Consider the following 14451-nt stretch of genomic DNA (forward strand, 5'->3'; position numbering starts at 1 on the left):
CCATTCACGCCTCATTCATCGCAAAACCCCTATCGATCTCGGACGATCAGGAGAGTTCGATGAAACTGCCGTCCTTCGCCGTCGCCGCCGGCCTTGTGTGTCTGATTGTTGCGCCCGTGTTTGCACAAACGACGCCGTCTGCCGCTCCGACCACCGTGCCGGTTCCTGCGGCCAAGCGCGTCACCTGTCTCGGCTCGACGCAAAACCTGAAGGGACAGGACAAGCGCGACCAGATGCAGCTGTGCATGGCGCAGGCGCGGGTCGATTGCCTGAAGCAGGCGATCGATCAGAAGGTCGTCGGTGAGCCCAGGAAGAGTTTTATCAAGACGTGCGTAGGCGGAGATGCCACGGAGCAATGAACAGGCGCGATGCCGTAGGGTGGGCAAAGCAACGCGTGCCCAGCATGCTGCTCGCGATCAGGGCGAGATGGTGGGCACGGCGCTGCGCGCCTTTGCCCACCCTACGGGATCACGCTTTCAGCGCGCCGGGAAAATGCCGCTGCAATACCGCGGCGGGCGTGGCGTAGGCTTCCTGCAGATCGACGCTCCAGTACTTCAATTCGTCGAGCGGGATCCGCGTGTCGGTGATGGCGCAGCGCACGAAGGTCCCCGGCGAGATCACGCGGAAATCGCCGTCGAGATATTGCACCTGCGCTTCGCCATGGCCGGAAGAGCCGAACTTGTTCAGCACGGTCGAAAGTCTCCGTGGAAGGCCCGTAAGGGCACGATGTGTTGGACGGGATGTAGCATAGATAGGGTGGCTTGTCCGCCCGTTAAACCCACCGGTTTGTGATGTTTTGCCGCCGTTTCCGCGTGATAGTGCTTGAGGCAGTGCGGCACCTCTTACCGCAGAGTCCGATGCGCCTTCGACTGACCGCTCTGTTCCTGATGCTCCTGATACCGGCCGCACACGCGGCGTCGGCACCCGCGCCGCATCAGGTCGAGATTCCGCTCGCCTCGGGAATCCTGCATGCGCAGCTCTACAAGCCCGAGGGTGAGGGGCCGTTTCCGACCGTGATCGCGCTGCATGGCTGCGGCGGCCTCGGCGGCCATTCCGATCCCGTGCTGCCGCGCTATCGCGACTGGGCCGAGCGCCTGCTCAGGGACGGCAATGCCGTGCTGCTGCCGGACAGCTACGGCTCGCGCGAGCTTGGGCCGCAGTGTCGCGTCAAGGAGAGTCACGTCAAGGCGCGGCGCGAGCGTGTCGCCGACATCGCGGCCTCGCGCTCCTGGCTGATGAAGCAGGCCTGGGTCGCGCGCGACCGCATCAGCCTGATGGGCTGGGCCAACGGCGCCAGCGCGCTGCTCTGGGCCGTGCGCCCGCAGAGCACGTCGCGCGATCAGGGACCCGATTTCCGCGCCGCGATCGCGTTCTATCCGGATTGCCGGATCTCGGCGGGTTTGGGCTGGAGCGCGCGCGTGCCGACGCTGCTGCTGATCGGCGGCAATGACGACGTGTCGTCGCCGCCGGCCTGCCGCCAGATGGTGGACGGCGCGCATGGCCGCAGCGCGCTCGCGCGCATCGTGGTCTATCCCGGCGCCTATCACGATTTCGACCGCGCCAACACGCCGCTGCACGCGGCCAGCGGCAGCAGCGACGCCGCCGCGCCCGAGCACGGCCATCTCGGCACGGATGCCGAGGCGCGCGCGGAGTCGCAGAAGGAAGTCGCACAATGGCTGGCGCGGTGATGAAGGTTTCGTAGTGTCGTAGCCCGGATGGAGCGAAGCGAAATCCGGGAAGGTCGCAGTGATTGGCGCGACCCCGGATTACGCTGCGCTCCATCCGGGCTACGGCTCCCAGCCAAGCGGGGCCGCCCGGGGAACAACATCACACGGACAGCCCCGCATCGACCACCGCCCTGCACGGAAAATGGCCGACTGTGAATCTACGGATCGCGCATGGCCGCGGTTTCAGTACGTGGCCGTGCCATCATTCGACCACGATGTCGATTAAACGCATCTCACATGCGCAACCGCATCACGCTCTTCGCCTCCGCCCTGATCGTCTTCACCGTCGCGATCTTCCTGTACGAGGCCCACGCCGGCGCACCCATGCTCGCGCCGGAACATTGCGGCTTCTGGACCACGATCGACGCGGGATTGTCCTGCCGCTGAAGCTTACCCTGCCAGTCCCGTCACCCTGAGGTGCTCGCCTCTTCGGCGAGCCTCGAAGGGCGACGGCCCGGCTGCATCCCGGCCGTACATCCTTCGAGGCTCACCTTGCGATGCGTTTGCATCGCAAGCCTCGCACCTCAGGATGACGGAGCTGAGTGGGTTGCGCGCTGCTTCCGCACGTCATTGCGAGCGCAGCGAAGCAATCCATCTATCCGCAGAGAGATTCTGGATTGCTTCGTCGCAAGGGCACCTCGCAATGACGGGGATAGAGCGCTCGCTGGTCGCGCCTCAGAACAAGCTGCCCTGATCGACCGGTTTCGCCACGCGCTTCGGCGCGGGCTTTGTCTCCTGCGTGGCCGGCTTCGGTTGCGACGGCGCGCGCTTTGCCGCGGGCGTCGGCCGATCCGCATCCGCGGTCGCGCCGACACGGCCGTCCGCGAACTCGATCTCGACGCGTGCGCCGGGGCCGATCGCCTCGGCCGCATGCACGGGATGGCCGGCTTCATCGCGCACCAGGGCAAAGCCGCGCGCGAGTACGCTGCGGTAGGACAGGGCGGAGAGCAGCTTGCCGCTGTTCTCGACGCGGGCCTCCAGCCGCTGCAGCAGCGTGAGGAGCGCGCGGCCGGCGCGTTCGGCGAGGCGATGCGTGCGCTCGCGCTGGCGGGCAATCGCGTTGCGCTGCGCCTGCGCATTCGAAAGCTTTGAGGCGCGCAGGCGCACCTCCAGGCCTGCGAAGCGGTCGCGACGTTGCCGCAGCAGCGATCGCGCGGACAGGCCGAGCCGCTCGCCGCAGACGGTGAGGCGGTGATCGGCCTGCGAGATCTGGCCGTGCAGCACGCGCAGCGTCAGTTTTGAACTTGCTGCGGTAAACCTGCGGAAATGCGCATGCGTGTTGGCCTTGAGGCAGCGGGGCAGCGACGCGCCCGCCGAATCCAGCCGCTGCCGGGGGATGGCGAGCAGATCGCCGGCCGCCGGCAGCGCCCGCGCGGCAGCACGCAATTCGCTGCGGCGGCTCTCATGGGCGCGCTGCCAATAGGCGCGGGTACGGCGGCCGAGATCGGCGACCTCGACGAACAATTCGCTGCGCACCGGCACGGCCATCTCGGCCGCCGCCGTCGGCGTCGGCGCGCGCTTGTCGGCGACGAAATCGATCAGCGTGATGTCGGTCTCGTGCCCCACCGCCGAGATCAGCGGGATCATGCTTTCGGCCGCCGCGCGCACCACGATCTCCTCGTTGAACGACCAGAGATCCTCCAGCGAGCCGCCGCCGCGCGCGACGATCAGCACGTCGGGCCGTGGAATCTTGCCCCCTTCAGGCAGCGCGTTGAAGCCGCGGATCGCGGCCGCGACCTGCTCGGCCGAGCCTTCGCCCTGCACCTTGACCGGCCACACCAGCACGTGGCGGGGGAAGCGATCCTCCAGCCGGTGCAGGATGTCGCGGATCACCGCGCCGGTCGGCGAGGTCACGACGCCGATCACCTCAGGCAGCCAGGGCAGCAGCTGCTTGCGCGCTTCGTCGAACAGGCCCTCGGCGGCGAGCTTCTTCTTGCGCTCCTCCATCAGCGCCATCAGCGCGCCGATGCCGGCGGGCTCCAGCGCCTCGATCACGATCTGGTATTTCGAGGAGCCCGGATAGGTCGTCAGCTTGCCGGTGGCGATCACCTCCAGCCCCTCCTGGGGCTTGAAGCGCATGCGGCCGTGCACGCCCTTCCAGATCACCGCCTCGATCTTGGCGCTCTCGTCCTTGAGCGCGAAATAGCAATGGCCGGAGGAATGGGCGCCACGGAAACCTGAGATCTCGCCGCGGACCCGGACATGGCCATAGGTGTCCTCGACGGTCCGCTTCAGGGACTGCGAGAGCTCGGAGACGGTGAATTCGGGTGCGTTGTGAAGTTGTTCCGCAGGCGGCATCGGCAAACGATTCGGCATTTTGGGGTCAGACCTGACGTTAAGGATTTTCGCGGCGCGGCGCCAATCTCGGGATTGATTGGAAGAGTACTCTGTATTATAGAGTTCTCTATTGACGGTGAGTTCGGTGGGGGTTGGCCATGGCGATGCAGTTGCTGCGAGGTGCTCTGAGCTTGCTGAAATGGGGTCTGTGCGCGGTCGGCGCCGTGGCGCTGCTGCTGACGGCCCTGATCGCGACGCCGCTGCAGCGGCCCGCCGAGATGCGCTCCGTCTCGGACTCGGTCAAGGGCATCGACTGGTCCACCCTTCCGTCGCTCGAGCGATTCCAGGCCCGCGACGGTACCTGGCTCGGCTTCCGCCATTACGCGCCGAAGGGGACGGCCACGGACCGCGCCGCCATCTTCATCCATGGCTCCTCGGCCTCGTCTGCTACCGTCAACCACGCGCTGACGGCGGCGCTCGCCGCGCGCGGCGTCGAGACCTGGGCCCTCGACATGCGCGGTCACGGCGCCTCGGGCACCCGCGGAGATATCGGCTATGTCGGCCAGCTCGAGGACGATCTGGTCGACTTCGTCGCGCATGTCCGCAAGAGCGCGCCCGATCTGCCGCTGACCCTGATCGGTCATTCAGCCGGCGCCGGCTTCTCGCTGCGGGTGGCCGCGACGCCGATCATGCAGGACCTGTTCGTTCGCACCGTGCTGATCGCGCCCTATCTCGGCTACGACGCGCCGACCAACAGGCCCAATTCCGGCGGCTGGGCCAATCCCGACATTCCACGCCTTCTCGGCCTCGCCGCGCTGCGCAAGCTCGGCATCGACTGCTGCTCGCAGTTGCCGGTGCTGGCATTCGCCGTGCCTGCGAATTCCGAGCGGATCCTGGTGCCGACCTATTCCGATCGCCTGATGCGCAATTTTGCGACGCGCGGCTATCGCCTCGATCTGCAGGGCGTGACGCATCCGATGACGATCTTCGGCGGCGCCGAGGACGAGATGATGATCTCGGGCAAATATGCGGAGGCCGTGCAGGCGGTGAAGCCGTCGGTGGACGTCAAGGTGATCGACGGCATCAACCACATGGGCATGGTCACCAACCCGAAGGCGGTTTCCGCGATCGCCGAGGACGTGGCAACTCGGGGGAGCGGGCAGTCATGATCGACAGCAAGCAGGCCACGGATGCACTGGCTGACATCGACGATACCGTCCGCCGCGTGCGGCAATCGCTAATCTACCGGCTCTCCGGTCTCATCATGTTGATGTGGGGCGTGCTCGTCTTCGTCGGCAACATCTCCGCCTGGCTCTGGCCGCGCTATGGACTTTATTTCTGGATCGGCGTCTACGTCCTCGCGACCGCCGGGCTCTTCGCCATCAGCGCCTACAATTATGCGCAATCCCGCATCCGCACCTTCGATCGCCGCTATCTGCTGACGTTCCTGTTCATCGTTGCGTTCGGCATCTTCTGCTGCGTGTTCGGCCAATTCACGCCGCGCCAGCAGACGACATTCTGGCCGGTCTACATCATGCTGTTCTACATGTTGGCGGGTGTGTGGTTCGGCACCGCCTTCATCGTGATCGGCGCCGCGATCATCGCGCTGACGCTGATCGGATATGTTTACATTCCCGGCATGCCGTTCCTGCTGTGGATGGCGGTCGTCAACGGCGGCGGATTGTTCGTCGGCGGCCTCTGGATGCGGCGGAGCTAGAGATGGCCGAGCTCGATGACATTATCCACCAGCCGCTGCGGCTGAAGATCATGGCCGCGCTCAACGCGCTGCCTGCGGAGGTCGGGCTGGAATTCGCCCGCCTGAAGAAGCTGACTGGCGCCACCGACGGCAATCTCGGCGCCCATATCGAGACGCTCGCCAAGGCCGGCTACGTTTCGGTGGAGAAGGCCTTCGTCGGCAAGAAGCCGCAAACTACCGTCACCGCCACAGCAACCGGCCGCGGCGCCTTCGCGCGGCATGTTGCGACGTTGCAGGAGATCATTGCGGGGAAGCAGGCCTGATCGTCCGAAGCTGGCACGAACTCTTACCCTCCCCCTCCAGGGGAGGGTAAGACCAGCGGCGCTTCGCTGCCCCCGGAATGACGGGGGTGATCGGCTCAGCCCCCTTGAGACCCGTCGCGATTCGTGCGACCTCCGGCCCCAGCAAACCCCTCATTTCTGAGCCTTCGATGCACATTCTCCTGCTCGGTTCCGGCGGCCGCGAACATGCCCTGGCGTGGAAGATCGCGGCCTCCCCCCTGGTGACCAAATTCTGGTGCGCGCCCGGCAATGCCGGCATCGCGCGCGAGGCTGAGTGCGTGGCGCTCGACGTCGCCGACCATGCGGCCGTGATCGACTTCTGCAAGACGAATGCGGTCGAGCTCGTGGTGGTCGGCCCGGAAACGCCGCTGGCCGCCGGCATCGTCGATGACCTCACTGCTGCCGGCATCAAGGCATTCGGGCCAAGCAAGATCCCCGCCCAGCTCGAAAGCTCCAAGGGGTTCACCAAGGCGCTGTGCACCGAATTCGGCATTCCGACCGGCGCCTACAAGCGCTTCACCAATGCCAAGGATGCGAGCGCCTATGTCCAGAGCCAGGGCGCGCCGATCGTCGTGAAGGCCGACGGCCTGGCCGCCGGCAAGGGCGTTGTCGTCGCCAAGACCGTGCGCGAGGCGGAGGACGCCATCGCCATGATGTTCGAGGGCGCCTTCGGCGAGGCCGGCACTGAAGTCGTGATCGAGGAATTTCTGCCGGGCCGCGAGATCAGCTTCTTCGCGCTGTGCGACGGCGAGACGGCGATCCCGCTGGCGTCCGCGCAGGACCACAAGCGCGTGTTCGACCACGACGTCGGCCCGAACACCGGCGGCATGGGTGCCTATTCGCCGACGCCGCTGGTGACACCCGCGATCCACGACGCGATCATGGCCAGGATCATCCTGCCGACGGTCGCCGGCATGAAGCAGCGCGGCACGCCGTTCCGCGGCATCCTCTACGCCGGGATCATGCTGACGACGCAGGGCCCAAAGCTGTTCGAGTTCAACGTGCGTTTCGGCGACCCCGAGTGCCAGGTGCTGATGCTGCGCATGATGTCGGACATCGTGCCGGCGTTCATCGCCGCCTGCGACGGGGAGTTGAAGCATTTCGACCTGCGCTGGCATCCGGAATCCGCGCTCACCGTGGTGATGGCGGCGAAGGGCTATCCCGGCGACTATCAAAAAGGGACTCGCATCGAGGGGCTCGATGACGCCGCCAGGGTCGATACCGTCGAGATCTTCCACGCCGGCACCGTGGCCAAGGACGGCGCGATCCTCGCCAATGGTGGCCGCGTGCTGAATGTCTGCGCGCTGGGCAAGACCGTGACCGAGGCGCAGGCGCGCGCCTACCAGGCCGTCGACCGCATCAACTGGCCGGACGGCTTCTGCCGCCGCGACATCGGCTGGCAGGCGGTGGAGGCGGAGAAGGCGAGGGGTTAGCTCGTCACTGGAATTAGCTCGTCATTCCGGACGGCGCGCGCAACGCGCCGATCCGGAATCTCGACATTTGCGCCACCGCGCCGCCACATCGACATTCCAGAAATACGTAGTCGGCTGTTGGGGTTAGCCATCCGGCCGATGACGCCGTGCTACTGTGCATGGGGTTGTTTTCGACATTTTTTTGTCGGGGGGCCCCGGCAACGACCAGACAAGGATGCAGAAAGATGTCCGATCTCGCCGACCTCTATCCCGGCTTCGCCTCCGAGTGGATCAACACCTCCTTCGGCCGCATCTTCGCCCGCGTCGGCGGCGAGGGCCCGCCGCTGCTGCTGCTGCACGGCTTCTCCGAGACGCATGTGATGTGGCACCGCGTGGCGCCCGAGCTTGCCGACAGGTTCACGCTGATCATCGCCGACCTCCCGGGCTACGGCTGGTCCGACATGCCCGCGAGCGATGCGCTGCACATGCCCTACAGCAAGCGCGCGATGGCCAAGGCCATGGTCGAGGCGATGGAGCAGCTCGGCCACGTGCACTTCGCGCTCGCCGGCCACGACCGCGGCGGCCGCGTCTCCTATCGGTTGGCGCTCGACCATCCCGGCCGGCTGTCGAAGCTGGCGGTGCTCGATATCCTGCCGACCTATAATTACTGGGAACGGATGAACCGCGCCTATGCGCTGAAGATCTATCACTGGACCTTCCTCGCCCAGCCCGCGCCGCTGCCGGAGACGCTGATATCGAGCAATGGCGAGTTCTTCCTGCGCTTCAAGATGGCGAGCCAGACCAAATCAAAGACGCTCGATGCGATCGACGAGCGCGCGCTCGAGCACTACATCGCCCCGTTCCGCGATCCCGCCCGCGTGCACGCGATGTGCGAGGACTACCGCGCCGGCGCCTATTTCGACTACGACCTCGACAAGGCCGATTTCGAGGCCGGCAAGAAGATCACGGTGCCGATGCTGGCGCTGTGGGGCAATGCCGGCGTGGCCCAGGCCGCAGCGACCCCGCTCGACACGTGGAAGCAATGGGCCACGAACGTGGACGGCATGCCGGTGGATTCGGGGCACTTCCTCACCGAGGAGAACCCCGATGTGACCGCGAAGGCGCTGCGGGAGTTTTTCTCGGCTTGATCCACCTCGTCATTGCGAGGAGCCCTTGCGACGAAGCAATCCAGGCTGTCTCCGCGGAAAGACGCTGGATTACTTCGCTACGCTCGCAATGACGGGGAGGGTGCAGGGGCCTACCTTCGCTCCCGAAAAAACTCCCTGAGCAGCCGCGCCGCCTCGCTCTCGCCGACGCCGGAATAGACGTCCGGCGCGTGGTGGCAGGTGGGCGAGGCAAAGAAGCGCACGCCTGACTCGACCGCGCCGCCCTTGGGGTCGGCCGCGCCGTAATAGAGCCGGCGGACCCTTGCAAAGGAGATCGCGCCCGCACACATGGTGCAGGGCTCCAGCGTCACGTAGAGGTCGCAGTCGACCAGGCGCTCGCTGCCGATCTTTTTCGCCGCCTCGCGCAGCGCCACGATCTCGGCATGGGCGGTGGGGTCATGGTCGGTCAGCGTCCGGTTCGCCGCGGTGGCGATGACCTCGGAATTGCGGACCACCACGCATCCGATCGGAACTTCGCCCGCTTTTCCGGCATTTTCGGCCGTCAGAAGCGCCAAATCCATGAAAGAGGGGGCTTTCAAGCCTCGTATCATCGCCAGAAACCTGCTAGTAGCTCCGCCTTCAGCAAGAGTGAATACCGGTTTTGCCTGAGCATGCGGCTCGGAACGAGCGCGCATAATGCCCTCGCGCCACCCCTGAGTGAGATTATTCATGCCTCGCGACAGCGACAAAGACAACGATTCCCGCGGCCGGCGAGGCCCGGCCAAGGGCCGTAGCGGCAAGCCGCGTGGCCCCGAGAAGAAGTTCGCCAAGCGCGGCTTCGAGGGCAAGGGGGATCGCGACAGCCGGCCGCCCCGCGAGGGTCGCGAGGGCCGCCCCTTCCGCCGCCGCGAGGACGGCGATGCCCCGCGCCGCGATTTTTCCGACCGTCCGCGCTTCAAGCGCGACGGTGAGGAGCGCGGTGAGCGCAGCTTCAAGCCACGCGGTGATCGTCCGTTCTCCGATCGCGGCGCGCGTGATGGCGAGAAGCGGTCGTTTAAGCCGCGTGGTGATCGTCCGTCCTATGGGCGCGACGACCGTCCGCCGCGCAGGGATCGCGATGATTCCCGCCCCGCCGGCCGGACCGGAGACAAGAAGTTCGGCGACAAGCGGCCCTATGCGCCGCGTGGCGACCGGCCGGAGCGCAAGTTCGACGGCGAGCGGAAGTTTTCGCGCGGCGGCGACCGCGGGCCGCGCGAGGATCGTGGCGAGCGCAGCTTCAAGCCGCGTGGAGACCGCCCGAATTTCGATCGCGGTGATCGCGCGCCTCGCGGCGAGCGTCCCGAACGCAAATTCGAGGACCGGAAATTTTCGCGTGGCGGACCGGATCGTGGGCCGCGCAAGGATTTTGGCGGTCGCGATCGCGGCGAGGACAAGCCCTGGCAGAAGCGCGACGATCGTCGCGAGGGCGGCCGCGGCGAGGACCGTCCGCGCTTCTCGCGCTCGCGCGATGATCGCGCGTCTGGCGATCGTCCGTTCCGCGATCGGCCGAAATTCGATCGGCCCCGTGACCATGACAGCGAACGTGGTGACCGTCCGAAATTCGATCGCCCGCGTCAGCGGCCGGAAGGCCGCATGGACTGGCAGGAGCATCCGCGCAGCGAAGGCCGCTTCCGCGACCGTCCGCGTCGCGACAATGAGGACGACAGCCGGATCTTCGAGAAGCGTCCCGCCTTCGGTGGCCGCGGCGCCTATCGTGAGCGCGATCGTGATTTCGAGGGCCGTCCGCGTCGCGACGAAGCGCCGAAGCCGAAGAAGGCCGGCGAGCGCATCGCCAAGGCGCTGGCGCGTGCGGGGCTCGCCTCGCGCCGCGACGCCGAGGAAATGGTCACGCAGGGCCGCGTCACCGTCAACGGCCGCGTCATCAACTCGCCGGCGCTCGACATCACGCCGAACGACGTCGTCCTGGTCGACGGCAAGCCGTTGCCGCCGCGCGAGCGCACGCGGCTGTTCCTCTATCACAAGCCGCGCGGGCTGATGACGACGCATGACGACCCGGAAGGCCGTCCGACCGTGTTCGACAACCTGCCCGAAGGCCTGCCGCGCCTGATCAGCGTCGGCCGGCTCGACTTCAACACCGAGGGCCTGCTGCTGCTCACCAATGACGGCGGCCTCGCGCGCACGCTCGAGCTCCCCGACACCGGCTGGCTGCGCCGCTACCGCGTCCGCGCCCATGGCGACGTCACCCAGGCGCAGCTCGACGAGCTCAAGAATGGCATCGAGATCGAGGGCGTCAAATACGGTCCGATCGAGGCGACGCTGGAGCGCGACCAGGGCGCCAATGTCTGGCTGGTGTTCGCGATCCGCGAAGGCAAGAACCGCGAGGTCCGCAACGTCTGCGCCCATCTCGGGCTCGAGGTGAACCGGCTGATCCGCGTCTCCTATGGCCCGTTCCAGCTCGGCGAGATCCCCGAAGGCCAGGTCGACGAGATCAAGTCGCGCGTGCTGCGCGAGCAGCTCGGCGACAAGGTGATCGAGAAGTCGGGCGCCGAGTTCGACGTGCCGTCGAAATCCGCCGGGCGCGGCGACGATGCGCCGAAGAAGCCGATGAAGCGCGCCGTCATCAACGACAGCAAGGGCCGCCGCGTGCTGGTGCAGCGCACCGGCAGCGAGGAGGCGCGCGAGCGCAACGAGATGGAGGCGAACGGCTACGGCCCGCCGCGCCGTCCCAAGCGTGGCTATCACGGCAAGCGCGACCTGACGCCGCGGGAGGACTAGCCTTGCGCGTCGTCGGCGGCAGGTTGAAGGGGCGCAATCTCGCCTCACCGTCCTCGCGCGACATTCGCCCCACGGCGGACCGGTTGCGCGAGTCCGTGTTCAACATCCTCGTGCACGCCTATGACGATCCGATTCAAGATGCGCGCGTGCTCGATCTCTTCGCCGGCACCGGCGCGCTCGGCATCGAAGCTTCGTCACGCGGCGCGAAGTTCACGCTGTTCGTGGACAATGGCGCGGAAGCGCGGGCGCTGCTGCGCAATAATGTCGAGTCGCTCGGCCTCGGCGGCGTGACCAAAGTCTATCGCCGCGATGCGACCGATCTCGGTCCCGCGCATCCTGTCGAGCCGTTCTCGCTGGTGTTCCTCGATCCACCCTACGGCAAGGGATTTGCGGACAAGGCGCTGGCGAGTCTGCGCGACGGCGGCTGGCTCACGCCGGGCGCGCTGCTGGTGGTGGAAGAGGCGAAGGCCGCGCAGTTCGTGACGCCGGAAGGGTTCGAGGAGCTGGAGCGGCGGGCGTACGATGATACGGAGTTTGTGTTTTTGAGGAAGCCGTAGTCTCGCTGCCGTAGGGTGGGCAAAGGCGCAACGCGCCGTGCCCACCAGCTCTCCATGATCGTGAAAGGTGGTGGGCACGCTTCGCTTTGCCCACCCTACGGCACTTTTACCTCCGCCCGAACAGCTTCTCCACGTCGCTCAGCTTCAGCTCGACATAGGTCGGCCGGCCGTGATTGCACTGGCCGGAGTTCGGGGTGTCCTCCATCTCGCGGAGCAGGGCGTTCATCTCTTCCGGCCGCAGCCGACGGCCGGCGCGCACCGAGCCGTGGCAGGCCATGGTGGCGGCGACGTGCATCAGGCGGCGTTCGAGAGGAAGCGCCTCGTCCCACTCGGCCATGTGCTCGGAGAGATCGCGCAAGAGCCCGCCCGCATTGGTCTTGCCCAGCAGCGACGGTGTCTCGCGCACGGCGACCGCACCGGGGCCGAAGGATTCGATGGCAAGGCCGAACGAGGCAAGCTCCTCGCTGCGCTCCAGCAGGCGCTCCACCGTGGCTTCGTCCATCTCGACGATCTCGGGGATCAAAAGGATCTGCCGCTGCACACCGTTTGCGGCGAGCGAAGCCTTGAGCCGCTCGTAGACGATACGCTCATGCGCGGCGTGCTGGTCGACGATGATGAGGCCGTCGCGGGTCTGCGAGACGATGTAGGTCTCGTGGATCTGCGTGCGCGCCGCGCCGAGTGGGCGGTCAACCAAGTCAGCCACCGGCTGCGTCTCGATCCGCACATCCGCGCTGGGCGCGCCGACATCGAAGGCGGCCTGCGCGCGTTCGGCGAAAGCCGGCGCAGCTGCGCCGTCGAATGACGGCATCGGCGCGACCGGGGCGGATGGCGAGGCGCGCCAGTCCCAGCTCGCCGGGCGCTGTGGCGTGAACGCGGGGCGGAACGAGGACCGCGCGCTCTCGCCGCTGTTGGCGGCGGTGCGCCGGCCCTCGCGCGCCAGCGCTTCCTTCAATCCGTGTACGATCAGCGCGCGCACGAGGCCGGCATTGCGGAAGCGCACCTCGGTTTTGGCCGGATGCACGTTGGCGTCGACCTCGCGCGGGTCGAGCGTGACGAACAGCGCCAGCACCGGATGACGGTCGCGCGGCAGATAGTCGGAATAGGCCGCGCGCACCGCACCCAGGATCAGCTTGTCGCGCACCGGGCGGCCGTTGACGAAGAGATATTGCCCGAGCGCGTTGGCCTTGGTCAGCGCGGGCGCCGCGGCATAGCCGGCGACGACGACGCCTTCGCGCTCGGCATGGACCTCGATGGCATGGCTGCGGAATTCAGCCCCTAAGATATCGCCGAGCCGCGTCAGGCGGCCGGCGCCGCCGGGCAGGGCAGCGGCCCAGGTCACCGGCGCGCGCTCCTCGCCCGCGAGCGTGAAGGCGACGTCGGGCCGCGCCATGGCGAGGCGCCGCACCACCTCACGGATGGCTTCCGCTTCGGTGCGGTCGGTCTTCAGGAATTTCAGCCGTGCCGGCGTCGCATAGAAGAGGTCGCCAACCTCGACGCGCGTGCCATGTGCCAGCGCGGCCGGCATGATCTCGGACTTCTCGCCGCCCTCGACGGTAAGCGCCCAGGCGTGCGGCTCGCTGGCGTGGCGCGTGGTGATGGAGAGACGCGCGACCGAGCCGATCGAGGGCAGCGCCTCGCCGCGGAACCCGAGGGTGCGGATCTGGAGTAGATCCTCGTCGTCGAGCTTGGAGGTGGCATGGCGCTCGACCGCGAGCGACAGGTCCTTCGCGGTCATGCCGCCGCCGTCGTCGGTGATGCCGATCCGGCGCCGCCCGCCGCCATCGGTGAAGACGTCGATCCGGCTCGCGCCGGCATCGATGGCGTTCTCGACCAGCTCTTTGACCACGCTCGCGGGCCGCTCGACCACCTCGCCGGCGGCGATGCGGTTGACGACCTGTTCTGGAAGCTGGCGGACGGGCATGGGCTCGAATCTGGATTCGCTGACAGCGCTATTCTAGGCCGTGTTGCGTCAAAAGCATGTGTTGGGCAACAGCCGTGTGGTGATCTGGGGAAGAGGCCTGTCTATCACATTGAAGACATTGGCCGTTCGAGAAAATCGCGCAACCCGGATGACGCGGCTTTCGGTAACCGTTCTGATTGTGGGGTGCCGGGCAGACGTGTAGCATCGTGAAAAAATGGCAACAGGACGGGAGGACGCCATGTGCCATCTCTTCGCGCATCAGCCCCAACGCGACTACGAATCCCAGACCCGGTCGTTACGGATCGGCGGGCATTGCACCTCGATCCGGCTGGAGATGGCATTCTGGGACACGCTGGAGGAGATCGCGGCCAAGGAGAGCATGAGCCTCGGCAAGTTCCTGACCACGCTCTACAACGAGGTGCTCGACCATCACGGCGAGGTCAACAATTTCGCTTCGCTGTTGCGCTGCTCGTGCTTGATCTATCGGTCCCGGAGCGTCACCCCGGTCCAGGATTTCAAGGCGACCGTCGCGCCAATTCTCGACGCGGCCGAATAGCTGTCCCAACAAAGGTGCGTAGCCCGGATGGAGCGCAGCGCAATCCGGGGATTTGTGCCACAAGCGGCGACGGCCCCGGATTA

Annotated in this window: 15 protein-coding genes; 11 read left to right on the plus strand and 4 right to left on the minus strand. The window is 66.7% G+C overall.

Features of this window, described 5'->3' with window-relative positions; translation table 11 throughout:
• The first annotated feature begins 59 nt into the window (after positions 1-59).
• Positions 60-359, plus strand: a complete 300-nt coding sequence (locus QA649_RS07465; RefSeq protein ID WP_283025985.1) for a hypothetical protein — start codon at positions 60-62, stop codon at positions 357-359.
• A gap of 109 nt (positions 360-468) precedes the next feature.
• Here QA649_RS07465 and QA649_RS07470 read toward each other — a convergent pair whose 3' ends face one another.
• Positions 469-690 carry a DUF2093 domain-containing protein gene (locus tag QA649_RS07470; protein WP_018648404.1) on the minus strand — a complete coding sequence of 74 codons (222 nt, stop codon included), beginning with the start codon at positions 688-690 and terminating at the stop codon, positions 469-471.
• 167 nt (positions 691-857) lie between these two features.
• On the opposite strand from QA649_RS07470, the gene QA649_RS07475 reads away from it, so the two are divergent.
• A complete protein-coding gene (locus tag QA649_RS07475; protein WP_283023617.1) occupies positions 858-1688 on the plus strand; it encodes a dienelactone hydrolase family protein in 831 nt (276 codons plus the stop codon).
• A gap of 276 nt (positions 1689-1964) precedes the next feature.
• The gene (locus tag QA649_RS07480) at positions 1965-2114 is read left to right on the plus strand and encodes a hypothetical protein (RefSeq protein ID WP_211407658.1); all 150 of its coding nucleotides are present in this window, start codon (positions 1965-1967) and stop codon (positions 2112-2114) included.
• 288 nt (positions 2115-2402) lie between these two features.
• On the opposite strand, the gene xseA is transcribed toward QA649_RS07480, so the two are convergent.
• A complete protein-coding gene (gene xseA / locus QA649_RS07485; protein WP_283025986.1) occupies positions 2403-4025 on the minus strand; it encodes an exodeoxyribonuclease VII large subunit in 1623 nt (540 codons plus the stop codon).
• 137 nt (positions 4026-4162) lie between these two features.
• On the opposite strand from xseA, the gene QA649_RS07490 reads away from it, so the two are divergent.
• The 5 genes from QA649_RS07490 (at position 4163) to QA649_RS07510 (ending at position 8601) form a co-directional block, all read left to right on the plus strand.
• Positions 4163-5173: an alpha/beta fold hydrolase gene (locus QA649_RS07490; protein ID WP_283023618.1), complete on the plus strand. Its 1011-nt coding sequence runs from the start codon at positions 4163-4165 to the stop codon at positions 5171-5173.
• Positions 5170-5721 carry a hypothetical protein gene (locus QA649_RS07495; protein WP_283023619.1) on the plus strand — a complete coding sequence of 184 codons (552 nt, stop codon included), beginning with the start codon at positions 5170-5172 and terminating at the stop codon, positions 5719-5721. Before QA649_RS07490 ends, QA649_RS07495 begins: the two co-directional genes overlap by 4 nt.
• 2 nt (positions 5722-5723) lie before the next feature.
• Entirely contained in the window at positions 5724-6023 is a 300-nt protein-coding gene (locus QA649_RS07500; protein WP_283023620.1) for a transcriptional regulator, read from the plus strand.
• A 167-nt stretch (positions 6024-6190) separates the two neighbouring features.
• Positions 6191-7474: a phosphoribosylamine--glycine ligase gene (gene purD / locus QA649_RS07505; protein ID WP_283023621.1), complete on the plus strand. Its 1284-nt coding sequence runs from the start codon at positions 6191-6193 to the stop codon at positions 7472-7474.
• A 224-nt stretch (positions 7475-7698) separates the two neighbouring features.
• Positions 7699-8601 (plus strand): alpha/beta hydrolase, encoded by a 903-nt coding sequence (locus tag QA649_RS07510; RefSeq protein ID WP_283023622.1) that lies wholly within the window; start codon positions 7699-7701, stop codon positions 8599-8601.
• Between the two features lie 110 nt (positions 8602-8711).
• On the opposite strand, the gene QA649_RS07515 is transcribed toward QA649_RS07510, so the two are convergent.
• The gene (locus QA649_RS07515; protein WP_283025987.1) at positions 8712-9170 is read right to left on the minus strand and encodes a nucleoside deaminase; all 459 of its coding nucleotides are present in this window, start codon (positions 9168-9170) and stop codon (positions 8712-8714) included.
• A gap of 118 nt (positions 9171-9288) precedes the next feature.
• Between QA649_RS07515 and QA649_RS07520 the strand changes: the two genes are divergently transcribed.
• Together QA649_RS07520 and rsmD are read left to right on the plus strand one after the other, a co-directional pair.
• Complete coding sequence (locus QA649_RS07520) at positions 9289-11334, plus strand: pseudouridine synthase (protein ID WP_283023623.1); 2046 nt, start codon at positions 9289-9291, stop codon at positions 11332-11334.
• 2 nt (positions 11335-11336) lie between these two features.
• A complete protein-coding gene (gene rsmD / locus QA649_RS07525; RefSeq protein ID WP_283023624.1) occupies positions 11337-11891 on the plus strand; it encodes a 16S rRNA (guanine(966)-N(2))-methyltransferase RsmD in 555 nt (184 codons plus the stop codon).
• A 106-nt stretch (positions 11892-11997) separates the two neighbouring features.
• Here rsmD and mutL read toward each other — a convergent pair whose 3' ends face one another.
• Complete coding sequence (gene mutL, locus QA649_RS07530) at positions 11998-13812, minus strand: DNA mismatch repair endonuclease MutL (RefSeq protein ID WP_283023625.1); 1815 nt, start codon at positions 13810-13812, stop codon at positions 11998-12000.
• A 238-nt stretch (positions 13813-14050) separates the two neighbouring features.
• Between mutL and QA649_RS07535 the strand changes: the two genes are divergently transcribed.
• Positions 14051-14368 carry a ribbon-helix-helix domain-containing protein gene (locus QA649_RS07535; RefSeq protein WP_183242904.1) on the plus strand — a complete coding sequence of 106 codons (318 nt, stop codon included), beginning with the start codon at positions 14051-14053 and terminating at the stop codon, positions 14366-14368.
• Positions 14369-14451 lie beyond the last annotated feature (83 nt).

The organism is Bradyrhizobium sp. CB1717 (genome assembly GCF_029714325.1).
Taxonomy (GTDB): Bacteria; Pseudomonadota; Alphaproteobacteria; order Rhizobiales; family Xanthobacteraceae; genus Bradyrhizobium.

What these genes read in the sequence shown, in the direction of transcription:
- mutL (WP_283023625.1), bottom strand. Translation starts at nt 13,812, where the DNA reads ATGCCCGTCCGCCAGCTTCCAGAACAGGTCGTCAACCGCATCGCCGCC.
- QA649_RS07495 (WP_283023619.1), top strand. Translation starts at nt 5,170, where the DNA reads ATGATCGACAGCAAGCAGGCCACGGATGCACTGGCTGACATCGACGAT.
- QA649_RS07535 (WP_183242904.1), top strand. Translation starts at nt 14,051, where the DNA reads ATGTGCCATCTCTTCGCGCATCAGCCCCAACGCGACTACGAATCCCAG.
- QA649_RS07520 (WP_283023623.1), top strand. Translation starts at nt 9,289, where the DNA reads ATGCCTCGCGACAGCGACAAAGACAACGATTCCCGCGGCCGGCGAGGC.
- QA649_RS07480 (WP_211407658.1), top strand. Translation starts at nt 1,965, where the DNA reads ATGCGCAACCGCATCACGCTCTTCGCCTCCGCCCTGATCGTCTTCACC.
- QA649_RS07515 (WP_283025987.1), bottom strand. Translation starts at nt 9,170, where the DNA reads ATGATACGAGGCTTGAAAGCCCCCTCTTTCATGGATTTGGCGCTTCTG.
- xseA (WP_283025986.1), bottom strand. Translation starts at nt 4,025, where the DNA reads ATGCCGCCTGCGGAACAACTTCACAACGCACCCGAATTCACCGTCTCC.
- QA649_RS07500 (WP_283023620.1), top strand. Translation starts at nt 5,724, where the DNA reads ATGGCCGAGCTCGATGACATTATCCACCAGCCGCTGCGGCTGAAGATC.
- QA649_RS07510 (WP_283023622.1), top strand. Translation starts at nt 7,699, where the DNA reads ATGTCCGATCTCGCCGACCTCTATCCCGGCTTCGCCTCCGAGTGGATC.
- QA649_RS07490 (WP_283023618.1), top strand. Translation starts at nt 4,163, where the DNA reads ATGGCGATGCAGTTGCTGCGAGGTGCTCTGAGCTTGCTGAAATGGGGT.
- purD (WP_283023621.1), top strand. Translation starts at nt 6,191, where the DNA reads ATGCACATTCTCCTGCTCGGTTCCGGCGGCCGCGAACATGCCCTGGCG.
- QA649_RS07465 (WP_283025985.1), top strand. Translation starts at nt 60, where the DNA reads ATGAAACTGCCGTCCTTCGCCGTCGCCGCCGGCCTTGTGTGTCTGATT.
- QA649_RS07475 (WP_283023617.1), top strand. Translation starts at nt 858, where the DNA reads ATGCGCCTTCGACTGACCGCTCTGTTCCTGATGCTCCTGATACCGGCC.